The sequence below is a fragment of the Flavobacterium endoglycinae genome, assembly GCF_017352115.1.
Classification (GTDB): Bacteria; Bacteroidota; Bacteroidia; order Flavobacteriales; family Flavobacteriaceae; genus Flavobacterium; species Flavobacterium endoglycinae.
Map to the genome: position 1 here is coordinate 2,934,224 of NZ_CP071448.1, position 22,522 is coordinate 2,956,745.

Genomic DNA, 22,522 nt, shown 5'->3' on the forward strand with positions numbered 1-22,522 from the left:
AATGTTTTACAGCTTTTTGTTTTTAAGATTGCTATTTTTGTTTGCGAGCTGACCTTTGTCAAAGTTTAAAACTTTGACAAAGGTTTTTTTAGCATCAAGTATGTCTTCCTGAGCGAAGTTGAAGGACTTGTTAGTAGCTCTACAAAGATTGTGATTTTGCATGTGGAAATACTTGCGATTCCTTCGACTTCGCTCAGGAGGACAAACTTTATGGTTAGAATAAAAAAACCGAAGCAGTAGCTTCGGTTTTTATTTGTAATTTGGGTTTTCAAAAATTGGAATTTTAAAATTTAATCCACCCATTTATAATATCTCGCTCCAATTAAAACAGGAATTTCTTTTTCGATTCGGTCTAAAACCCATTCGTTTTTCGGGGTTCTTACGCTTTGTTTTTGTTCTTTTTTATGAAGTCTTTCGTAAGTGTTGAAATCAATTTCTACACTTTCGGCTAAGTTTTCGAAAAGCTTCACATTTGCCAAAGCCTGTTGCCATTCTGGCTGAATCGTTCCTTCAAAAACTTTCGATTTTGAGCCGCTTCCGTAAGCTAGGAAACCAAATTTGGTTCCTGCAACTTCTTTCTTTGTGTCATAAAAATGAGCCAAAGTCGACAACAATCCCATGAAAATAGAACCTGTATATAGGTTTCCAATTAATGAAGAAGCCAATTCAGCAGGCTGTAATTTCTCGGTTACAAATGTTTTGTAATCCTCAGATTTTGCTACTTCTTTAATTTTTGTCTGATAATCTGCTGGCGCAATATCATCGGCAATAATTTTTTCGGCACTGTCTAAAGCGTAAATTTCAGACAACATTCGTCGTCCTTGAAAAGAATATGGCAAATGCATGATAATACTTGTCCAAGTATTGTATAAAGTCTCGGTAGTATTTTTTAATTTTTTGAATGAAAAATACGCATTACGCGTACGATCCATATAACATTGGTTTGAATATTGTCCGTCAAAAACCGGCTGATCTTTGTGGATTTCGATTTCAGCTTCTAAGTTATCAAACCAAGAATCGTTGTTGGCGTTTTTGGTTATGTCGTCTTTAGAAATTGTTCTGTATGGTTTGAAGAAATCGAAAACACCTTTTGTGCTTGTCGCCCAATTATCATCAAAAGCAATAATTTTTGGGTTTGCTGTAATCAGCATTGCAACCGCTCCAGCGCCTTGTGTATATTCTCCGCCAGAGTTTAAATCGTATTTTGCAAAATCACTGGTTACCACAATTGCTTTTTTGGTTGGATTTAGTTTTATAAAATCCAAACAGTTTTGCATCGCATCAACACCGCCAATACAAGCAAAAGTAAAGTCAACAACATCGCATTCGGCTAAAGCATCTTCGCCAAATTTCTGCTCCATTAAACTAATTAAATACGAAGCAATTGGTTTTGAGCTGTCAATGCCGCTTTCGGTACCTACGTAAATTCGGCTTATTTCTTTTAGGTTGATTTTATTGTCATTAATCAGTTTGGTTAAGGCGTTTGCTCCAAAAACCACTGCATCTTGGTGAACGTCTGGAAAAGTCATTTTAAGTAATCCAAGACCTTTTTCTAATTTTTCTGGTTCAATATTTCTGGCAGCAGCCAAAGTTTTTATGGGTAAATGTATGTTTGCTACATCAAACGAAATAGCATCAATTCCTGTTTTCATTCTTTATTTTTTGAGGCGCTAAAGGTAAAATTATGTTGTCGAAATGACAATTTTTTACTCTTATAAAATCCTGTTTTAGGACACTTTTGAAGAAAACAAATTAAAACTTTGAATAAAATAATAATTTGATAAACTTTTATGAAATTGTTGTTGGTGAATTATTGTGTTAAAAATGATCGCTAATGTTCAGGTTTGCAAAATTTTATAATAAAATAAATTGGAGGTGCATAATTTTTTATACGTAAAAGTACTTATAAGTTGTGTTTTTTAAAATGATTATAAATAACAACGAAATGGTTGTAGTTCTTTTGTAATTGCGTTATTTTTGTCTAATTTTTTAAAACAAACTACTTAAACACTTATGGCACAATCTGCACTATTGAATGCTTCCATCTTAAAGAAAGTAGCTATGGCTCTTTCGGGAATATTCTTAATCACGTTTTTAGCGCTGCATGTTTCCTTAAATTTTATTTCTATTATTAGTGAAGACGTTTTTAACGAGGCTTCTCACTTTATGGGATACAATCCGCTGATTCAGTATGTAATGCAGCCAATTTTGGCATTTGGGGTAATTTTCCACTTCATCATGGGATTTATTCTTACGGCTCAAAACAGCGCGGCACGACCAATTGCATACGCTAAATACAACGGAGCTGCAAACGCTTCTTGGAGTTCTAGAAATATGATTATTTCTGGATTGGTTATTTTGGCTTTCTTAGGATTGCACTTTTATGATTTCTGGTTTCCTGAAGTTAGCTACAAATATATAGCAGGTACAGCGCCAGATGCTACAAGATATTATGGTGAGTTAGTTCACAAATTTCATGACCCAATCCGTACAGCATTATACTGTATTTCTTTTATCCTTTTAGGATTTCACTTATGGCACGGGTTTGCATCGTCTCTTCAATCAGTAGGGATGTACAACAAATACTCAAGATTTTTAGCAAAAGTAGGTTACTGGTTCGCAGTGGTTGTTCCGGTAGCTTTTGTTATTATCGCTTTATTTCATCATTTCAACCAATAATTAATATCAATTATAATGGCATTAGATTCAAAAATTCCAAATGGTCCTATAGCGGACAAATGGACAAATTATAAAGATCATATTAATTTAGTAAACCCAGCTAACAAACGTAATTTAGATATTATCGTTGTTGGTACAGGTTTAGCTGGAGGTTCGGCTGCGGCTACTCTTGCTGAGTTAGGATATAACGTAAAAGCATTCTGCTTCCAAGATTCTCCGCGTCGTGCGCACTCTATTGCAGCACAAGGAGGTATCAACGCGGCAAAAAACTATAAAGGTGACGGTGACTCAGTTTACAGATTATTCTACGATACTGTAAAAGGAGGTGACTACCGTGCACGTGAGGCAAACGTTCACCGTTTGGCTGAAGTTTCTGCAAACATTATTGACCAATGTGTGGCTCAAGGGGTGCCATTGGCTCGTGAATACGGCGGATTATTAGATAACCGTTCTTTTGGAGGAACTTTGGTTTCTCGTACATTCTACGCACAAGGACAAACAGGACAACAATTATTGTTAGGAGCTTATTCTGCAATGAACCGTCAAATTGGTCGTGGAAAAATTAAAATGTACAACCGTCACGAAATGCTAGATTTAGTAATCGTTGATGGAAAAGCGAGAGGTATTATCGCTCGTAACTTAATTACAGGAGAAATCGAAAGACATTCTGCTCACGCGGTAGTAATTGGTTCTGGAGGATACGGAAACGTATTTTTCCTTTCTACAAATGCTATGGGAAGTAACGCAACAGCAGCTTGGAAAATTCATAAAAAAGGAGCGTTTTTCGCAAATCCTTGCTACACACAAATTCACCCAACCTGTATTCCGGTTTCAGGAGATCACCAGTCTAAATTGACTTTGATGTCTGAATCGTTACGTAATGATGGTCGTATTTGGGTACCAAAAAAATTAGAAGATGCTCAGGCAATTCGCGAAGGAAAGAAAAAAGCAACTGATTTATCTGAAGACGAAAGAGATTATTTCTTAGAAAGAAGATACCCTGCTTTTGGTAACTTAGTACCTCGTGACGTTGCGTCTCGTGCAGCTAAAGAAAGATGTGATGCTGGTTTTGGAGTTAACAAAACAGGTGAAGCAGTTTACTTAGATTTCGCAGCAGCAATCAAACGTTACGGAACTGAAGAAGCTTACGTAAAAGGTTTAGATGCTAACGATGCGGCTTTAGTTACTAAATTAGGAACTGCAATCGTAAAAAGTAAATACGGAAACTTATTTCAAATGTACTTGAAAATCGTTGACGAAGATCCTTATGTAACGCCAATGATGATTTACCCAGCGGTTCACTACACAATGGGTGGAACTTGGGTTGATTATAACTTAATGACTACAATTCCTGGATGTTTCTCAATTGGAGAATCTAACTTCTCTGACCACGGAGCAAACAGACTTGGAGCTTCTGCTTTAATGCAAGGTTTAGCTGATGGATATTTTGTATTGCCATATACTATTGGAGATTATTTAGCTCCGGATATTAAAATGGGTCCAATTTCTACAGATTTACCGGAATTTGTTGAAGCTGAAAAAGCGGTAAAAGATCAAATTGACAAGTTTATCAATAATAATGGTAAACATTCTGTAGATTACTTCCACAAAAAATTAGGAAAAATTATGTGGAATAAAGTAGGTATGGCTCGTAATGCTAAAGGTTTAACTGAAGCTATCGAAGAAATTGCTGCTTTACGTGAAGAGTTTTATAGAGATGTAAAAGTTCCTGGAAGTGCTAACGAATTCAATCAGGAATTAGAAAAAGCGACTCGTGTTGCCGATTTCTTAGAATTAGGAGAATTGTTCGCGAAAGATGCTTTACACCGTAACGAATCTTGTGGAGGTCACTTCCGTGAGGAATACCAAACAGAAGAAGGAGAAGCACTTCGTGACGACGAAAACTTTGCATACGTTGCCGCTTGGGAATATAAAGGAAAACCAAGTGATGCCGTATTACACAAAGAACCTCTGAATTACGAAAACATTAAATTAGTTCAAAGAAGTTATAAATAAAAAGAAGTTAAGAGTTAAGGGTTATGAGTTTGAAGTCGTTCGAAGATTTAGAGTGCTGGAAAGCAGCGCGAGAATTAAGAATCTTTGTTTCTCAAAATATTCTTTCGAAATTTCCAATTGACGAAAAATATGCCTTAACAAGTCAGCTTAAACGATCTTCTAGATCTGTTAGTGATAATATTGCCGAAGGGTTTGGCAGATATCATTATCAAGAAAATATTCAATTCTGCAGAATTGCCAGAGGTTCTCTAACGGAAGCTTTAAATCAGGTAATTACTGCTTTAGATGAGAATTATATTGAAGAAGATTTGTTGCGAAAATTTAGAGAAAGGTTCGAAAGAACCAAAGCAATATTAAACGGATATATAAATTATTTAGCTAGGACTAAAATGGAGTAGTTACCCTATGACGTTTAACTCTTAACTTATAACCCATAACAAAATTATGAAACTTACATTAAAAATATGGCGTCAAAAAAACGCACAAGATAAAGGAGGGATTGTAGAATATCCTATCGATGGAATCGAACCAGATATGTCTTTCCTTGAAATGTTAGACGTTCTTAACGAAGATCTAATTAACAAAGGAGAAGAGCCTGTAGCATTTGACCACGATTGCCGTGAGGGAATCTGCGGAATGTGTTCTTTATTCATTAATGGTGAAGCGCATGGACCAGACAGAGGTGTTACAACTTGTCAGTTACACATGCGTATGTTTAAAGATGGTGATACGATTTTTATCGAACCATTTAGAGCAAAAGCTTTCCCTGTAATTAAAGACTTAGTGGTTGACAGAAGTTCTTTTGACAGAATCCAGCACGCAGGAGGGTTTATCTCTGTAAATACTTCAGGAAATACAATCGACGCGAATACAATTCCAATTAACAAACACGATGCAGATAAATCATTTGATGCTGCAGCTTGTATTGGTTGCGGTGCTTGCGTGGCAACTTGTAAAAACTCTTCAGCAATGTTATTCGTTTCTGCAAAAGTTTCTCAATATGCATTATTACCACAAGGTAAAGTTGAGGCAGTTGACCGTGTATTAAACATGGTTCACCAAATGGATTTAGAAGGTTTCGGAAACTGTACTAATACAGGAGCCTGCGAAATCGAATGTCCAAAAGGAATCTCGCTTGAAAATATCGCGCGTATGAACCGTGAGTATTTAGCAGCGAGCTTAAAAGGATAAAGAGTACAATTTAGTATATTTGAAAAAACGCTTCCGTTACGACGGAAGCGTTTTTTGTTTTTATTCGTAAAATAATTGCGAAGCACTTATTTCTTGTTTTTCTTTGCCTTCCTGTTGCATGAAACAATTTAAAACCGTTCCGCCCACTTGATCAAAATAACTGATGTTGAATTTGTGAAATCCTTTTTCCAGTTTCACTGCTCCATAAGCTTCATTTAGCCAATGTATCCCATCGTTATTTACAACTAGCTCATTATCTATAAAAAGCTTCGATCCGTCATCAGAAAGCGTTGAAAATGTATAATTTCCAGTTTCAGGTATAAAGATATATCCGTCGAATTTTAAACCGATATAGCGCTCTATTTTTGTTTTCCATTTTTCACTACTGATTTTGCCTTCCAAAATTCCTGAGTTGACAGGTTTCGAAAATTCTAAATCTTGAACCTGCTGAAAATTTCCAGTAAAATATTCGTATTTCAAACCGTTCTTTTTGGGTTCAACTGCCAAAGCGGGTTTCAAATCGGGATTGCGGACAATGATTTTATTGATAGAACTTCTTCTGCCGCTTTCACTGATTTGAATCACTTTGATAATCCTGAATTCCCCTTTTGGAATATTTACAATTACTGGTTTGCTGTAAAGTTCAGCCGTTTCATCAGGATTATAGCCGTCAATAGTATAGAAAATCTTTCCATTGTTAATAGTAGGTTTTAAATCTAAAGTATATTTTGATGCAATTAAGGCAGTTTCTTCAGAGCCAAATGGAGTTGGAACTTTATACAATCTTTTTTGCGATTCCAGTTTTTCTAAATGATGCGGAATCTGATGTAAAATAAAATGATTGTAATTTTTATTCTGAGGTTCTGTCCAAGTGATTTCTGCCAAAGCAAATAGGCGGGGATAAAGCATGTAATTTAATTTGGCTGGACTAGTTAAATATTCAGACCAAAGATTGGACTGTGCGCCCATAATGTATTTTTGCTCATCGACCGTTAAGCTGTCAACAGGAGTAGGGTTGTAATTGTATATTTTTTCTACTGTGGTTAATCTTCCAATCGTTAAAGGTTCTTGTGGTGAATATCCCTGATTGTAATCTAAATATAAAACCTGTTCAGGATTCATGATTACAAAATGTTTCTGTTTCGCAGCACTGATTCCTCCCGATTCGCCACGCCAGGACATTACAGCAGCATTTGGTGCCAGTCCGCCTTCCAGCATTTCATCCCAGCCTAGAATTTGTCTGCCGTTTGCGTTTAGGAATTTCTCTATTCGTGTGGTGAGATAACTTTGTAATTCATGTTCATTTTTTAAACCTAAATCTTTGATTCGTTTCTGGCAGTTTGGACATTCTTTCCATCTTGCTTTTGGACATTCGTCACCACCAATATGAATGTATTTACTTGGGAAAAGTGCCATTACTTCTGTCAGCACATCTTCTAGAAAAGTAAAAGTTTCCTCTTTTCCTGCGCAGAAAATATCTTCAAAAACACCCCACGATTCTACAACTTTATAATTTCGGTCAGGAAAACACGATAAATTTGGGTAAGCTGTAACGGCTGCAGTTGCATGACCCGGCATTTCTATTTCAGGAATAATATTTACGTAATGGTCTTCGGCAAATTTTACCACTTCCTTAATTTGTTCCTGAGTATAAAATCCACCATACGGATTTCCATCAAAAAAGTATGGCGATCTTTCGAATTTATTGCCCACTAAAGTCTGTGCTCTTTTCGATCCGATTTCGGTCAGTTTTGGATATTTTTTGATCTCAATTCTCCAGCCTTGATCGTCGGTTAAATGCCAGTGAAAGTTATTTAATTTATAATATGACATTTGTGCTATAAAATCTTTTATAACATCGACAGAGAAAAAATGGCGGCATACATCAAGGTGAAGCCCGCGGTAGCTGTATCTCGGCTCGTCTTCAAGGGTTACGCAAGGCAATTTTATTTCCTGATTTTTGATTTTGTTGGGTAAAAGCTGTACTAAACTTTGAACCGCATAAAATAATCCTTCTTCACTTCCGGTAACGGTTATTTTTTTGGAAGTAATAGTGATTTTATAAGCTTCTTTTTTTGTTGAAGAAGATGGATTTTTGGTAACAAACAAAACTTGAATGTTGCTCTTTTTTGAACTTGTATTTTTATTTATAGCCGACTCGAAAATTTGTGCTGTTTTCAATTCTCTTGGACTGTACTTATTGTTTTCGAAAGAAATTTTTATTTGTCCATTTAAACGAATACTATCTCCAGAAACTTTATAAAAATTTGGCGCTGGAATAATCGAAGTATTGCCTGATGAATTTTGAGCATTTCCTAAGAAACAGCAAAACATTATAAAGAGAAATATGTTTTTATGCATGATGGTTTTCAGGTTGGTTAAACAAATTTACGGTTTGTATATTAAGTCTGCATTTTTTTTGCAATCTTGATTTTTATTTAAATGTCTTTAAAATAGACTTGTTAACTTTTTAATTACTTTGTGTTATATTTTGTTTCGCAATAATATTGCAATATTTGTTTACATTTGTCTATCAAAATTGAGATTACATGAACAATGACAATGAAGTTGTAAATTACACTAAAGAAGAACGTAAAAATCTTATCTTAAAAGAGATTAATCTGCATACAAGGGTAAGTTTTGAAACGCTTTCTTCTAAATTATTTGTTTCAGAAGATACGGTAAGACGTGATATAAACGAACTTGAGTCAGAATCGCTGCTTATTAAAGTAAAAGGCGGTGCGATGACTAAAGCGTATCATCATTCTTCATCTAATCAAACCTATGCGGGCGAATCTAAAAAGATTATTGCGCAAAAAACATTAGGACTTCTTCATGACGGTATGGTTTTATTAATTGGCGGCGGTACCACAATTCGTGAATTTATCCGCTTAATTCCAAATGATTTAAATCTTACTATTTTTACGGTTACCGTTTTATCTGCTGTTGAACTTCTAGACAAACCCAATGTAAAAATCATTATGATTGGCGGCAGTATTTCATCATACAGTCAGATGTGTGTGAGCGGCGATGTTTACAATCAGCTGGCCAATATTAAAGTTGACTTGCTGATTTTAGGAACGAATGCCTTAGATATTGAAGGTGGTTTCTCAGATTCTGACTGGGAAACGGTTCAAGTAAAAAAGGCGATGATTCAAGCTTCTGAAAAAACGGCTATCCTCACTATTTCTGAAAAATTGGATACGGTTCTAAAAATGAAAATTGCCAATTTATCCGAAGTGGATTATGTGGTTACCGAAGTTGATCCGAATGACCCAAAATTACAGTCGTATAAAAAGGCAGTTCCAAGTTTAGTATTTATTTAATCCCAGTTTTTTACTAAAAAATCAATCCAGTTTTGGTGAAAGATTTTCTTTAAATCTTCATCGGTATAACCGTGGTTTTTAAAAATCAAAACCAATTTCTGCAAATCGGCAATATTGTCTAAATCATACGGACATTGTTCTGTGCCAAATGCACCGTCAAGATCTGAACCTATGCCAATATGATTCGCATTTCCAGCCAATTGACAAATGTGATCCATGTGTTTAAAAACGGTTTCGAGATCGCAGTTTGTACCTTTTGGTGTCGAAACACCGCGTTCCCAATTCGGAACCAACATCCAAGCATCTAAAGCGCCGCCAATTACTGCGCCTTTAGAAATCAATGCTTTTATCATTTCGTCACTATATTGTCTGTTATGATCCACCAGACTTCGGCAGTTGTTGTGACTCGCCCAGATTGGACCATTGTAATAATCCATTGCCTGCCAAAAAGCATCATCACACAAATGAGTAGCATCAAGAATAATATTTAAACGCTCCATTTCTTTTAGTAAATCAAAACCATTTTGGTTCATTTTTCCAGTCGCATCTGTTCCGTTGGCGTAACGTCCCGGACCATAATGTGCAGGACCTATAGCGCGTAAACCATAATCGTAAGCTTTTTCTAAATAAGAAATGTCGACAATAGAATCAGCACCTTCGAGACTTAAAATATAGCCAATTGGTTTTTTATCGTTTGGCGTTCCATCGTTCCATAAAGTAAAATGTTTTAAAAGCGATTCTTTATTGGTAATCGCAGTCATTTCGCCGGCTTCTTCCATGCCTTTGTACCACGCCAGCTGACCTTGTGTTTGTGCCCAAGCTTGTTCAGGAGAATTCCAACCCGGAATAATACTGTCTGGTTTTACAAATCGAGCGATTTGGGTGGCTACGACAATTCCAATATTGCCGCGTCGTAGATCCGGAAACGAAACAGTCGCACGTTCACGATCAGGTTTGTCGGTCATTCCTTTTTCTAAATGACGCAGGGTTTTTACATCATTTCTTAGATCTCTGTTCCATTCCATCGCATTCATGCTCAGGTCTAAATGGGCATCTAATATAAACATAGTAACGAATTTTAATTTTAAATAGTAATTTTTCGAGCTCTCGCAGCTACTTTCCATTCATCAAAAATGAGATGGTCTTTTCCAACAACCTGCACCGTATTGTACAATGCACAGGTTGGGCACACATGATAGGGAACAGCATAAATGGTATCGCCAACTTTATACTCATTTTTTCCTTGATTCTCTATTACCAGATGTTCTTCTGAATGCGAAACCGGAATCAGGTTTTCATCATTTAAAATTACGAGTCTTTTATCGATAGGATTTTCTGAAGCTACTGCTTTATAACCAATATCAATACAAAAAGTCGACTGAGTGGGTTTTGAAATTATAGTGCCCACCAATACTGCAGCTGGTCTGAGGTTTTGCTCCGGCAGATTATTCGTGTAATTAATATCCCAGAAAACAAATGTTCCTGGACTTGATTCTACGTTTTCCTGATTGGCATAAAAAGGGAAGGTATTCGAACCGCCCGCTACGATTTTTAATTCATAATCCAGTTTTTGCTGCAGCGTTTCGATTTGTTCACTAACAGCAAAAAAAGGTTCAGAAGCCGCTGCAGATCTTTCTTCAACAGTGCCTTTTAAATGTCCGTCATAAATGTGGACGCCGGAAAAATGAAGGTTTTTTAATTTGAGAATTTTTTCAATTAAAGCAGACCAATCTTCAGAAACTGAGATTCCAGTTCTGTTCATTCCGGTATTTAAGTCCAGATAAACATTCAAGATCAAATTATTTTCTTGAGCAAGTTTATCTAAGGCTTTCGCCGAATCAAGATTATCGACGATCGCAGCAAAAAGACTCTCAGGATATTTCTGCAATAGTGAAACCCATCTTTCGGCTTTAATGCCTACGGGCTGATAAGCAAGGAGAATATCCGGAATATCATACAGTGCGGCAAGTTCTGCTTCGGCAATTGTGGCACACTTTACTTTTTTGATATTGTAAATTTTAAACAATTCGAGTATTTCGCCCATTTTATGGGTTTTAATATGTGGGCGAAGTTTTGTAGTGTCACCTTTTACAGCTCCTATTACACGTTCTATATTGAACCGGATACGATCTTCGTAGACAGCTAAAAATGGAGTGTCGATAAGCGTATCGGGATTAATTTTCCACCAATTTTCTCTCATGATTTAGTTTCTTGTTTTTTCGATAACTTCAATTAAATTTTGAAAAGCTTCAACCGATTTTTCATAGGTTAATTGCGCTAAAAGTTCTTTTGAAAATAAATTCGATCCAATTCCCACACAAACGACGCCTACTTTAAACCACGATTTTAAATTGCTTTCTTCTAAAGTTACACCGCCAGTTGGCATTAATTTCAAATCAGGAAACGGCGCTTTGATTGCTTTTACATATCCCGGGCCGCCAATTTTATCAGCAGGGAAAAGTTTTACTATTTCTGCACCCAGTTTGTTGGCATGAAGTATTTCGTTTAAAGTTGCCGCTCCCGGCATCCAGTACAAATTGTTTTTTAAACAATACTCGCCAATTTCAGGATCAGTATGAGGGCAAACAATACAGTCTGCTCCCAGTTTATGAAAAACAGCTGCATCGGCTACATTTAAAATAGAGCCTACCGCTATTTTTAAGTCTAAATTATTAGCATTTCGAAACGAAATCATATGGTTGAAAACTTCTTTTGCATTAGCGGCTCGTGCGGCAAATTCGATGATTTTAATACCTGTCGCGGCAGCAGATTTCAAAATGATTTCGGCAGTTTGAGTGTCGATTTGTGTTACTAACGGAAGTACGCCTTGTGTTTTTAAAATGCTGTACATATTTGGGGGAATTTATTATCTGTTAATTCTGTTACTTGAGCCGTTTTTAATAAAATGACTTATTTCGGCAGGGTTGGTAATGGCAAAATCACCGGGAATACTTTGTTTGATTACACCGCATGCCACCGCCCAATCAATGCATTCCTGACCTGAAAGCTGATGCGAAAGTCCGTAAAGAAGCCCTGCTGTAAAAGCATCGCCAGAACCAATTTGATCGGTTACCAAATGTATTTTGTTTTCTTTGGTTTGATAAAAATTACCATCGTGCAGTAACATTCCTGAATATAAATGTGCTGGTCCATCTGATTTTCTGAAACTCATGGCTAGTGTTTTCAAGAAAGGCATTTTTCCTTTTAATAATTCGAATGTTTTCTGAAAACGATTCTCTTCAGATTCCTTCGGATCTGTTTTGATTCCGAAATAAATTTCAACCGAATCCAGATCAGCTACCGTTATCGTACTGTAATGCAGCAGTTCGGGCATGATTTCTGACGGATGTTTGCCATATTGCCACAATTTTGATCTGAAATTAAAATCAGAAGAAATTGGAATTCCTTTTTTATGTGCAGCCAGAATTGCTTCTTTGCAAACCAAACCTGCTTCATAAGAAACTCCGGGACTGATTCCTGACCAATGAAAATGGGTGGCATCACTTAAAACTTCTTCCCAGTTAATCTGCTTTTCGCCGATGGTGGCAAAAGAAGAATTGCTTCGGTCATAAATGACTTGCGACTGCCTGATTTGGTTTCCAGCTTCGACAAAATATAAACCTAAACGATCGCCTCCGTATATACAGTTTGTCGTGTTTACTTTGTATTTCTGAAGTTCATTTAAAGCAAGCTGAGCGAGATCATTCTGAGGAAGACGCGTGATATAATCAGTTGAAATTCCTAATTGAGAAAGTAAAACGCAGACATTGGCTTCGGCTCCGCCCACATGAATTTTCATTTCACCGGCCTGGGTAAACCTGTTTCCGTTTGGCACACTCATTCGAAGCAACAATTCTCCAAATGTGGCAATTTTAGTCTGCGGGATATTTGTATTCATTTTTCATTTTTATTTTTTGCCACGAATTACACGAATTCACACAAATTGTGGCGGTGTAATTTTTATTTGTAAAAAATCATTTAATCTGTATAAATCTGCGGCCAATTTTAATAACTAGCCACAGATTTGGGATTAAAAATTTTCTATTAACCATTACAGATTACTCTTTAATCTTTATTTTCTGTGGCGTGTTTTTTATCAGAACAATTCAAAAACGGCTTCTACTTCTACCGGAATATTATCTGGAAGAGAACCCATTCCAACTGCGCTTCTTACTCCAATTCCATTTTCTTGTCCCCATACTTCGGCAAACAATTCACTGCAGCCGTTAATTACGTACGGATGTCTTAAAAAATCGCCGTTGCAGTTTACCATTCCAAGTACTTTTATAACTCTTTTTACTTTGTTAAGACTTCCAAAATTGGTAACGATTGTAGAAAGCATTGTTAATCCTACTTGTCTTGCAGCCAGTTTTCCTTCTTCGATATCCATATCGTCGCCAATTCGCCCGATAATTAATGATTTGTCGTCGCGGACCGGGCCGTGTCCTGACAGATATAAATATTTACCATCGACTAAATACGGTTTGTAAATACCAAGCGGCTGTGGTGCCGGAGGTAAGGATAAACCTAAAGTCTCAAATTTTTCCTGTGGTAATAAATTCATGATGTTAATGTATAATTGAGTTTAAAATAAAAACGAAAATAATTCCTAAAACCGATACTAATGATTCCATGACAGTCCATGATTTAAAAGTGTCTTTTAGGCTGATGTTGAAATATTCCTTAAACATCCAGAAACTGGGGTCGTTTACATGCGAACACATAAGGCTTCCGGCTCCAACGGACAATACTAATAAATTGGAATCGAGTCCGTTAGTTTGTAGTAAAGGTAATAAAACGCTGGCAGTCATTAATCCTGCTGCTGTGGCAGAACCCACACAAACCCGAATGATAGCGGCCATTATCCAAGCCAATAAATAGGGATGAATGTTAGTCATGGTTAAGGTCGAAACAATGGTTTCGTTTACTCCGCTCACAATCATTACTTCTTTCAGACTTCCTGCTCCGCCAACAATTAAAACAATCAGAGCGACGTCTTTAATGGCAATTGCATAATCATCCATAACAGAAGCTAAACTTCTATCCATACGTGTGCCTAATGTGTAAGTACAGATAAGTAAAGAAATCAGCATAATCATACTTGGTTCGCCAACTGTTTTACAAATATTGATGACTGTTTCGTTACTTGAAACTAAAGGTAATAATGAGGTCAAGGTTAAACCAAAAACCGGAAACAATGCCGAAAATAAACTGATAGAGAAACTTGGAAGTTTCCCTTCGTTAGCTATTTCTTCTACATTTAAAATCTCATGGTTCGATTCGGTTTTGATATTTTTAAGCAGGTTTGAAAATAACAGACCTGCTATGAAAATCGTAGGAACAGCAATTATAATTCCGTAGACTAGAACTAGACCAATATCGGCTTTTAGAATACTGCTTAAAGCCATTGGAGACGGATGTGGAGGCAAAAAACCGTGCGCTACCGAAAGCGACGCCAGCATTGGAATTCCCAGATATACTTTTGACAGTTTGAACTGATGGGCTACTGAAAAGATCAGAGGTACTAACAAAACAAATCCAACACTATAAAATAGAGGTATCCCAACAATAAATCCGGTAATCATTAAGCCGAGGCGTACGTATTTTCTGCCCGTCCATCCCATAACGGTTTTGGCAATAACATTAGCTGCGCCGGAAGACACGGTCAGTTTCCCGATGCAGGTTCCAAAAACAATAATCAAAGTAATGGAACCCAGCATTTCTCCCAGACCTTTTTGTACCGTCTGCGATAACGTTTCTATAGGCAGTCCTAAAAATAAACCAGCCAATAAAGCAGTTATGATAAAGGCAATAAACGGGTTGATTTTAAACCAAGCAATTTGCAGGATTAAAAAGGCAATGCACGCAGTTAGTATTAAAATGCTCATGTATTTTCGATATTATTTATCCCACCAGATTTTTGTTGTGAAAGTATCTTCACCTTGGCGTTTTAGTGCTTCAGCTAAGTTACTGGAATTCACTGAATATTCGCTGACTGGATATTTTAAACGTCTTGGAATTGTGCCATTGGTAACATTCCCAGGAAAGTTTACAGGAACCAATACCGGATAACCTGTTCGTCTCCAGTTTGCATACACTTCTTGTTCATCTACAAACAGAGCAATCCAAATTTGAGTGTGAATCTGATTCATTTTTTGGTCGAATGTTCCAGCGGTATTATAAGGGTTCAATGTTAGATACGGAGCAGCATCTGTAATCGCATAAGCAGCGCCGTAAATGCCCATGTTTAGAAACGATGCTTTTACCCCTTTTTCATATAAATCTTTATCGCTTTCTGCTGTGTACCATCCTCTTGCGGCAGCTTCGGCTAAATAGAAATTAGTTTCGGCATTGCTTAAAAGCATTAAAGGAGCATCGTATTTAAAAACAGTACTTTGGTTTGGCTCAGAATAGGTTGCTTGTTGCGCAGGAGTAGGAGCATCTTTAAGTCCGTTTGGAAAACCTTTCTGAACGGCAAGAGCGGTATTTTGAGTGGTTCCTTCCCAAACACCTGCATACACACTTATTCTTGGATCTAACGTATTTTTTAAAACATCAATAAATGTTTTGGCTAATTTTCCGCCTTCTACGTTTTTCTGTCCGTACGAACCAGCGCTGAAATCCCATCTTCTAGAATCGAAACCAACGGGATTTCGGTTAAAATCATTTGGTCCGTCAGTGTATTTCATTACCGCATTGTCGGTTCCGTTTATGATTACACCTCCGGCTGCGGCTTTTGTAACCCAGTTTTTAGCCAGTGCAGCATCGACTTTAGAAAGTCTCAAACCTAAACGAAGCATTAAAGAGTAAGCAAATTTTTTCCATTTGGTTACATCGCCATCATAGATAAAATCAGATTTTCCGAAACTAGCTTTTGCCGCGTCCAGACTTGTAGCTGCTTCATCCAATTCTTTCAGTAAATCTTTATATATAAATTCCTGAGAATCGTATTTCGGTAAAAACACTTGGGTGCTGTTTGCTTTTGCCGCTTCTGAATACGGAATATCTCCATACAAATCGGTAATTCTGTGATATAAATATGCTTTCCAGATTCGGGCAATATTGAGTTTGTTGCTTTCTGCGGGATTATTTTTTACCGCATCAATTACAATTTCGACTTCATTTATAGCAGTTGGATACGCTTGGTTAAAATAAGCCGAAAAATAAACCTCGTTGCTTAAATATTTATCACCCACTCCAGAAGCTTCTTTGTAAGTCGCATAATGCTGCATCATACCGCCGCATTCCAGAATATTGGTAAAAAAGTAATTGTTGTTTAATCCGTCCAGCTGTGATTTGCTGAAAACGAAATTTGGATTTGGTTTTTCAACCGCATTGGGGTTGGTATTGATTTCTTCAAAATCTTTGGTACAAGATGACATACTTCCTAAAAGTATTCCTGCGATATATAAAAAGGTTATCTTTTTCATGTCTTTGTAAATTAGAATTTAACATTTAAGCTTAAACCAAAACTTCTAGTTTTTGGTACTCCAAATTGTTCTACACCTTGAGCGTTTCCAGCACTAAATACAGATTCTGGATCTACGTTTGGCGTTTTCTTGTACAGGATGAACAAGTTTCGGGCTATGAATGAAACCGAAGCGCTTTGAAGGACAGATAAACCTTTTATTTTTTCTATAGGCAGCTGATATCCAAGAACAACTTGTCTTAATTTTACGAAACTGGCATCGTACACAAATGTTGACGAAATGTTTCTTAAACCATCATAGTAGGTTCTAAGGTTTTCTGGGGCAATCACCATATCAACCGGATTTCCGTTGGTGTCAACTCCTTTAATTGGCAGACCGCTTTCACGTCCTTCAAGTGTAAGTTTGGTTAATCCCATACGAGTTCCGTATAAATCGGTTCCTGAATATAAACTTCCGCCGAATTTCCCATCAATCAAAAAGCTGAAATTGAAATTCTTATATCTAAATTCATTTGTAATACCCGCTGACCACGGATGTACACCTTGACCTAATTCTTCAAGAGGTCCTTGTGCAATACTTGCAGAACCGCCGCTTACGTTATACACTGTATTTCCATTAGCATCTTTACGAGGTTTGTATCCTTTTATAATACTGTACGGACGACCCACATCGCTGGTAATTGTTACATATCCGTTTACAGAAGTCGCCATGGTGATAGAGTTTAATTGATCTGTAAGAGCTTCAACTGTATTTTCGTTATACGATCCGTTGATACTCGCATCCCATGAAAAATTATCCGAATTGATGATTTTGCCGCTTAATAACAATTCCACTCCTTTGTTTCTCATTTTTCCAAGATTTAATAAAGCGGTGTTCGCTCCTGAAGCATTTGAAATAGTGGTTTCAACAATATCATTTGTTGTAGCGCGGTTGTACCAAGCAAAGTCAAGATTTAAACGATTGTTGAAAAATCCTAAATCGGTACCTACTTCAAATGTAGTTGAAGTAAGCGGACTCAATGTTGCATTTGGAACTCTTGTACTGGTTGGACCTTGTAACTGCTGTCCGTTGTGTCCGCCTTGAACCATGGTATAAGACTGGTTTAAAGCATAAGGATCTGGTGTTGCGCCTCCAACTTCTGCCCATGAAGTTCTTAGTTTGGTAAACGAGATCCACTCTGGCATTTTTACAATATCAGAAAGGATAACACTTGTTCCTACTGACGGATAAAATACGCTGTTGTTGTCTTTAGAAAGCGTAGAGAACCAATCCTGACGACCTGTAAAGTTTAAGAAAACGATGTTTTTATAATCTAAATCAACTGCTCCGTATACTGAATTTGTTTTCGTTTTTCCATACGGATACGTGTACGTTAAAGTTGAAAGATTGCTTATGGAATAAAAATCATCCAATACAAAATTTGATCCTTCAAATCTAGTTTCGTCTCTTTCAGAAGTTCTAGAGTTCACTCCAACTAAAGCATTTAAAGAGAAATTATTGTAAATGTTTTTCTTAGTGTAATTTAATATGGCTTCGGTATTCAAATTAGATAATTTCATTTTTGAACCCTGCGCATATCCAACCGGATTGTTTAAAGTTGTTTTTGGAATATATCCGAAGAAATCATAATTCGTGTAATCCTGACCAATTCTTCCTTGTAAAAACAAGTCAGGTGTGAAATTTAATTTTACATTCAGCATCCCGATAAAACGATTTTTGGTATCGCTGTTTTTAATTTTATTCACTACAAAATAAGGGTTTGTGGCAACAGCAACAGGATTCCAAGCTTCTTCAATTCCGTTGGCATCATAACCTGGGGCAAGATTTCGAATGTCAACCGTATTGGCGATCATGTAAGTTCCCCAGTTTGGATTGGCTTCGGCATCAGAAACGGTTACTCTGTTGTTAGATTTGTCAATATTGTATTGCGCCACAACATCAAACTTTAACCAATTGGTTAGGTTGACATTTCCTGCCATGTTAACGCTTTTTCTATTAAAATCTGAATTTGGAACCACACTCTGATTGTCCATATTCATAAACGAAAGACGTCCGGCTGCCTTTTCATTTCCTCCAGATAAAGCAATAGAGTTTATGAAAGTTGTTCCTGTTTCATAGAAATTTTTGATATTGTTTTTTTGAGGAGAATACGGTCTTGCAACACCATCAAACTGAATCACATTCGAACCGTCCATTTTGGCTCCCCATGACCAGCGGCCTGCAGCAACAGCTTCTGCCTGCGTGGTTGGTTTTTTTCCAAGAGATCCTGAACCGTATTCGTACTGCCAGTCTGGTATAATTGAAGGTGTTTCAAATGTAAAAGATGAATTGTATTCAACGCCAATTCCTTTTTGCGCAGCGCCTCTTTTGGTTTGAATCAGGATAACACCATTTGCGGCACTCGATCCGTAAAGAGCGGCAGCAGTTCCTCCTTTTAAAACCGTAATACTTTTAATATCATCTGGATTGATAACAGAAGTTCCGTCACCACGATCTACGTTAATTCTTGTCGATCCTGGTCCGTTTCCTATTCCTGGCAGATTCAATTGGGTGTTGTCGATTGGTAGGTCGTTTACAACATACATCGGCTGGTTATTTCCGTTTAATGAACCGTTTCCACGAATTACAACTCTTGTCGATCCATTCGCTCCCGTTGAGGTACTGCTTACGTTAACCCCGGCAATTTTCCCGACTAAAGCGTTTGATATATTGGCTTCTTTTGCTTTTGTAAACTCTGTTCCTTTCAGCTCGGTTACAGCGTATGAAATGGCTTTAGTACTTTTTTTAACTCCCAGTGCGGTTACGACAACCTGATCCAGAACATTTTGAGCTGGTTTTAATCGTATGGTTAAGTTTGTAGATTGAATTAATGGAAAACTTAAAGTTTCATACCCCATGTAAGATACAATAACATGGCTTTCGTGTTCTGGAACATTTAATTTAAACCTTCCATTTTCATCAGATATGGTCGCGATTTTACTATTGCTTTCTGCGTAAATTGTGGCTCCAGCAATTGGCATTCCATCATCCTGACCTAAAATCTGGCCGGAAATTTCAATCTGACTGCTCGTTTGTTCAAAAAGATGCTTTTTAATTGCAATCTCTTTTGCATTTGCTGAGAAGATAATCCCCCCAATAAATACCAATGAAATAAGCTTTGTTTTCATAATTTTTTGGTTTTCACGTTTTTTTTGGTTTTTGTTGGCGATTCAAATATAAATATTAATTTTTCATATTTGCATTTTTTTTGCAAAGAATGCATTTTTTTTGCAATAACTTTTTGCAATGGAATTTAAAAACCGAAAAAAAATGCGGTATCAGGAAGAATTTTGAGAAAAAATTGCAGATATGGTTTTTTTGAAAAATATAAGAATTAGCTTAAATTGTGTATTTTTGAGATATGAAAATAGCACTCATTCAATCAGATCTTAATTGGGAAAATGCTTCTGCCAACCGAAGTAATTTTGAATCGAAAATAAATCAAGTCGATCCAGAAGTTAATTTAATTGTACTTCCAGAGATGTTTTCAACTGGATTTACAATGAATCCGTCTGCTGTTGCCGAAACGATGGAAGGTGAAACAGTAAGCTGGATGAAAGCGGTTTCTAAACAGAAAAATAGTGCAGTTACAGGGAGTGTAGTAATAACCGAAAACGGAAAATATTTCAACCGTATGTTGTTTGTTTTTCCAACGGGCGACATACAGCATTATGACAAACGCCATTTGTTTTCATTAGCAGGAGAAGATAAATTCTATACTGCCGGAAATCAAAAAGTAATTGTGGAGTATTTAGGCTGGAAAATTTGTCTGCAAGTGTGTTACGACTTACGTTTTCCGGTTTTTGTGCGAAATGTCGAAAATTACGATTTGCTTCTATACGTTGCCAACTGGCCAAAAGTCCGCACCAATGCTTGGGATGCTTTGTTGAAAGCTCGCGCTATAGAGAATTTAAGTTATGTGGCTGGAGTGAATAGAGTAGGACTGGATGCTCATGATTATGAACATACAGGCCATTCTCAAGTAGTAGATTTTTTAGGCAATTATATTCTAGAACCACAAGAAACTGAAGGTGTTTTTGTGGTTGATTTAGATCGAAATGAAATGTTGGAAACGCGAAAAAAACTCGATTTTTTAAGCGATAAAGATGTTTTCGAAATTAAGATTTAGAATGCCTTTCGTTTCTTTTCGTCTTCTTTCTTCTTTTTCTCGTCCTGTTTTTTCTCCACTTCTGGATTAAACGGAATACTCAGATCGACAGTTTGGTCAACGTCCCAATTGGCACGGACATCAAATTCCTGCTGACTGTAAAAGACTTCTTCGGCGTATCTTCTTTCTAAAAAGCTTCCGGTGTCGTACATTTTGTTTTTATTGTCGTCGTAAATTACGCGAACAGTAAACGCATCAGGAACAACAAGATTGAATTCAATTCGGGTTTCTTTCTCAGAATAGGCACTTGCCAAAACAGACTCTCCTTTTTTATTGGTAAGTTCCACAATAATCGGGAAACGTTTTACATTTTTTAAATTGATAACAATATTCCCGTAATCAGCGAGTTCTTTCGTGTTTAATTTATACGATAAAGTATCGTTTGTCTTTTCATAAAAATCCGTCAGCGCACCTGGTAAAAAAGTAAAATTGTATTTTTCCTCTGGATCTTTCTTAAAGTCTACATAGAGTTTTTGGTCGAATTCATCATATTCGGTAGTGAAATCAACAGCTGCAGAATCTTTATTGACTAACCTGATTTTTGATTTGTCAAATTTAACCAATGGTGTTTCTGATTCTAATGTAAAACGATCTCTGAAATTAATAATCCCATTTTGAACCGCTTTAATATTCAAAGTGTCTTTTTTCTGGTCTTTTACCTTAAAAGTGAATCTTTTGTTGTAATTCTCTCGGCTCACTTCCAGCGATAAAGAGTCTGCTTTCAAAGGCTTATACCAAACCTGAAGTGAATCTTTTTTCGGGAATTGCGTTACAATAGTTTCTAGAACTTCTGTATTGTTTTTCAGGACAATTTTTGGTTTCGAATTTTTAAAATTCTGTTTTCCTTCATATGGTAACAACAATCGGTTTCCTGATGCCTGAATGGGCTTGAAAGCTTTTAAAGGAAGAACTTCCTTAAACAATTCCAATTCATAAATCGTATCTGAAGGAACAGTCACATATCCTTTTAAAAATCCGATTTTATCATCTTTAGGATTGAATTTATTGTTTGAACTTTTATCTTTTAAAGCTACCAAAAGATATTTTCCAGCTTTTAAATTTTCAAATTTAAAAGTTCGCATGCTGTCTAAAGTATTCGTAATATATCTAGGAAACTCTTTATAGATAGTAGAATCTTTTAGTTTGTCATTTGCTTCATAAAGCATTACCGACACAAAGTTGTCTACGTTTTTGTTGTATGCATCTTTAATTTTTCCACCCAATGTAAGCGAATCGATATAAGGTCCAGTAGAAAAAACGTATTTAAACTGGTTGAGTGCATTTCCTTCATTATTATCGGTAATACTCTGTCCGAAATTAAAACTGTAAGTTGTGTTTGGCTGCAGCGTGTCTTTAATTTCAATTTTGATAAACTTACTCACGTTGGTTGGAGTAATAAGCGGTTCGTATTTCATAGGAGGTGAAATAATAAGCTGCTTATTGGTGTTTTTAAGTTTTACATACTCATCAAAATTTAAAGTAATTACATTTCCTTTAAAATTGGTGTTAAAGTTTTTAGGAACGCTCGATACTAACGTAGGAGCAAGAGTATCTTTTAATCCGCCGGTAATACTGCCCCTTTTGGCGCAGCTCATCATTAATAATACAGATAAAAATGAAATATACTTTAGTTTGCTTTTAAACATAGCAGTTTTAAATTTGATTGCACAAAA

General features: G+C 36.5%; 17 protein-coding genes. 6 read left to right on the plus strand and 11 right to left on the minus strand.

Features of this window, described 5'->3' with window-relative positions:
• Positions 1–290 precede the first annotated feature (290 nt).
• On the minus strand, positions 291–1,652 hold the full coding sequence (locus J0383_RS12755; RefSeq protein ID WP_207294429.1) for a hydroxymethylglutaryl-CoA synthase family protein: 1,362 nt from the start codon (positions 1,650–1,652) through the stop codon (positions 291–293).
• A 361-nt stretch (positions 1,653–2,013) separates the two neighbouring features.
• Between J0383_RS12755 and J0383_RS12760 the strand changes: the two genes are divergently transcribed.
• Genes J0383_RS12760 through J0383_RS12775 form a run of 4 tightly spaced genes read left to right on the plus strand, consistent with a single transcriptional unit; the run spans position 2,014 to position 5,886 of the window.
• On the plus strand, positions 2,014–2,679 hold the full coding sequence (locus tag J0383_RS12760; protein WP_207294430.1) for a succinate dehydrogenase cytochrome b subunit: 666 nt from the start codon (positions 2,014–2,016) through the stop codon (positions 2,677–2,679).
• Positions 2,680–2,694: 15 nt separating this feature from the next.
• Positions 2,695–4,695 carry a fumarate reductase/succinate dehydrogenase flavoprotein subunit gene (locus tag J0383_RS12765; protein WP_207294431.1) on the plus strand — a complete coding sequence of 667 codons (2,001 nt, stop codon included), beginning with the start codon at positions 2,695–2,697 and terminating at the stop codon, positions 4,693–4,695.
• A gap of 23 nt (positions 4,696–4,718) precedes the next feature.
• Positions 4,719–5,093 carry a four helix bundle protein gene (locus J0383_RS12770; RefSeq protein WP_207294432.1) on the plus strand — a complete coding sequence of 125 codons (375 nt, stop codon included), beginning with the start codon at positions 4,719–4,721 and terminating at the stop codon, positions 5,091–5,093.
• A gap of 46 nt (positions 5,094–5,139) precedes the next feature.
• Complete coding sequence (locus tag J0383_RS12775) at positions 5,140–5,886, plus strand: succinate dehydrogenase/fumarate reductase iron-sulfur subunit (RefSeq protein WP_207294433.1); 747 nt, start codon at positions 5,140–5,142, stop codon at positions 5,884–5,886.
• Between the two features lie 60 nt (positions 5,887–5,946).
• Here the strand turns inward: J0383_RS12775 and J0383_RS12780 are convergent, their stop codons facing one another.
• A complete protein-coding gene (locus J0383_RS12780) occupies positions 5,947–8,247 on the minus strand; it encodes a family 20 glycosylhydrolase (RefSeq protein WP_207294434.1) in 2,301 nt (766 codons plus the stop codon).
• A gap of 188 nt (positions 8,248–8,435) precedes the next feature.
• Between J0383_RS12780 and J0383_RS12785 the strand changes: the two genes are divergently transcribed.
• Positions 8,436–9,212: a DeoR/GlpR family DNA-binding transcription regulator gene (locus J0383_RS12785; RefSeq protein WP_207294435.1), complete on the plus strand. Its 777-nt coding sequence runs from the start codon at positions 8,436–8,438 to the stop codon at positions 9,210–9,212.
• Here J0383_RS12785 and J0383_RS12790 read toward each other — a convergent pair.
• The 8 genes from J0383_RS12790 to J0383_RS12825 all read right to left on the minus strand — a co-directional run bounded on the left by J0383_RS12790 (position 9,209) and on the right by J0383_RS12825 (position 19,809).
• Positions 9,209–10,279, minus strand: a complete 1,071-nt coding sequence (locus J0383_RS12790) for a dipeptidase (RefSeq protein ID WP_207294436.1) — start codon at positions 10,277–10,279, stop codon at positions 9,209–9,211. The two genes, J0383_RS12785 and J0383_RS12790, sit on opposite strands and share 4 nt — an antisense overlap.
• Positions 10,280–10,296: 17 nt before the next feature.
• Entirely contained in the window at positions 10,297–11,412 is a 1,116-nt protein-coding gene (locus J0383_RS12795; RefSeq protein WP_207294437.1) for a D-TA family PLP-dependent enzyme, read from the minus strand.
• A 3-nt stretch (positions 11,413–11,415) separates the two neighbouring features.
• Positions 11,416–12,063 carry a bifunctional 4-hydroxy-2-oxoglutarate aldolase/2-dehydro-3-deoxy-phosphogluconate aldolase gene (locus tag J0383_RS12800; protein ID WP_207294438.1) on the minus strand — a complete coding sequence of 216 codons (648 nt, stop codon included), beginning with the start codon at positions 12,061–12,063 and terminating at the stop codon, positions 11,416–11,418.
• Positions 12,064–12,078: 15 nt separating this feature from the next.
• On the minus strand, positions 12,079–13,110 hold the full coding sequence (locus J0383_RS12805) for a sugar kinase (RefSeq protein ID WP_207294439.1): 1,032 nt from the start codon (positions 13,108–13,110) through the stop codon (positions 12,079–12,081).
• A 198-nt stretch (positions 13,111–13,308) separates the two neighbouring features.
• On the minus strand, positions 13,309–13,776 hold the full coding sequence (locus J0383_RS12810; RefSeq protein WP_053473321.1) for a RidA family protein: 468 nt from the start codon (positions 13,774–13,776) through the stop codon (positions 13,309–13,311).
• A 4-nt stretch (positions 13,777–13,780) separates the two neighbouring features.
• Positions 13,781–15,100, minus strand: coding sequence for a GntP family permease (locus J0383_RS12815; RefSeq protein ID WP_207294440.1), 1,320 nt, complete (start codon positions 15,098–15,100; stop codon positions 13,781–13,783).
• 12 nt (positions 15,101–15,112) lie between these two features.
• Positions 15,113–16,642: a SusD/RagB family nutrient-binding outer membrane lipoprotein gene (locus tag J0383_RS12820; protein ID WP_207294441.1), complete on the minus strand. Its 1,530-nt coding sequence runs from the start codon at positions 16,640–16,642 to the stop codon at positions 15,113–15,115.
• Between the two features lie 11 nt (positions 16,643–16,653).
• Positions 16,654–19,809 (minus strand): SusC/RagA family TonB-linked outer membrane protein, encoded by a 3,156-nt coding sequence (locus tag J0383_RS12825; RefSeq protein ID WP_207294442.1) that lies wholly within the window; start codon positions 19,807–19,809, stop codon positions 16,654–16,656.
• 233 nt (positions 19,810–20,042) lie between these two features.
• On the opposite strand from J0383_RS12825, the gene J0383_RS12830 reads away from it, so the two are divergent.
• Positions 20,043–20,810: an amidohydrolase gene (locus J0383_RS12830; protein WP_207294443.1), complete on the plus strand. Its 768-nt coding sequence runs from the start codon at positions 20,043–20,045 to the stop codon at positions 20,808–20,810.
• Here J0383_RS12830 and J0383_RS12835 read toward each other — a convergent pair.
• A complete protein-coding gene (locus tag J0383_RS12835; protein ID WP_207294444.1) occupies positions 20,807–22,495 on the minus strand; it encodes an Ig-like domain-containing protein in 1,689 nt (562 codons plus the stop codon). The genes J0383_RS12830 and J0383_RS12835 overlap by 4 nt on opposite strands.
• Between the last annotated feature and the right edge of the window lie 27 nt (positions 22,496–22,522).

Excerpts from the sequence above, each read along its gene's own strand:
- J0383_RS12755 (WP_207294429.1), bottom strand. The coding sequence starts at position 1,652 with ATGAAAACAGGAATTGATGCTATTTCGTTTGATGTAGCAAACATACAT.
- J0383_RS12760 (WP_207294430.1), top strand. The coding sequence starts at position 2,014 with ATGGCACAATCTGCACTATTGAATGCTTCCATCTTAAAGAAAGTAGCT.
- J0383_RS12765 (WP_207294431.1), top strand. The coding sequence starts at position 2,695 with ATGGCATTAGATTCAAAAATTCCAAATGGTCCTATAGCGGACAAATGG.
- J0383_RS12770 (WP_207294432.1), top strand. The coding sequence starts at position 4,719 with ATGAGTTTGAAGTCGTTCGAAGATTTAGAGTGCTGGAAAGCAGCGCGA.
- J0383_RS12775 (WP_207294433.1), top strand. The coding sequence starts at position 5,140 with ATGAAACTTACATTAAAAATATGGCGTCAAAAAAACGCACAAGATAAA.
- J0383_RS12780 (WP_207294434.1), bottom strand. The coding sequence starts at position 8,247 with ATGCATAAAAACATATTTCTCTTTATAATGTTTTGCTGTTTCTTAGGA.
- J0383_RS12785 (WP_207294435.1), top strand. The coding sequence starts at position 8,436 with ATGAACAATGACAATGAAGTTGTAAATTACACTAAAGAAGAACGTAAA.
- J0383_RS12790 (WP_207294436.1), bottom strand. The coding sequence starts at position 10,279 with ATGTTTATATTAGATGCCCATTTAGACCTGAGCATGAATGCGATGGAA.
- J0383_RS12795 (WP_207294437.1), bottom strand. The coding sequence starts at position 11,412 with ATGAGAGAAAATTGGTGGAAAATTAATCCCGATACGCTTATCGACACT.
- J0383_RS12800 (WP_207294438.1), bottom strand. The coding sequence starts at position 12,063 with ATGTACAGCATTTTAAAAACACAAGGCGTACTTCCGTTAGTAACACAA.
- J0383_RS12805 (WP_207294439.1), bottom strand. The coding sequence starts at position 13,110 with ATGAATACAAATATCCCGCAGACTAAAATTGCCACATTTGGAGAATTG.
- J0383_RS12810 (WP_053473321.1), bottom strand. The coding sequence starts at position 13,776 with ATGAATTTATTACCACAGGAAAAATTTGAGACTTTAGGTTTATCCTTA.
- J0383_RS12815 (WP_207294440.1), bottom strand. The coding sequence starts at position 15,100 with ATGAGCATTTTAATACTAACTGCGTGCATTGCCTTTTTAATCCTGCAA.
- J0383_RS12820 (WP_207294441.1), bottom strand. The coding sequence starts at position 16,642 with ATGAAAAAGATAACCTTTTTATATATCGCAGGAATACTTTTAGGAAGT.
- J0383_RS12825 (WP_207294442.1), bottom strand. The coding sequence starts at position 19,809 with ATGAAAACAAAGCTTATTTCATTGGTATTTATTGGGGGGATTATCTTC.
- J0383_RS12830 (WP_207294443.1), top strand. The coding sequence starts at position 20,043 with ATGAAAATAGCACTCATTCAATCAGATCTTAATTGGGAAAATGCTTCT.
- J0383_RS12835 (WP_207294444.1), bottom strand. The coding sequence starts at position 22,495 with ATGTTTAAAAGCAAACTAAAGTATATTTCATTTTTATCTGTATTATTA.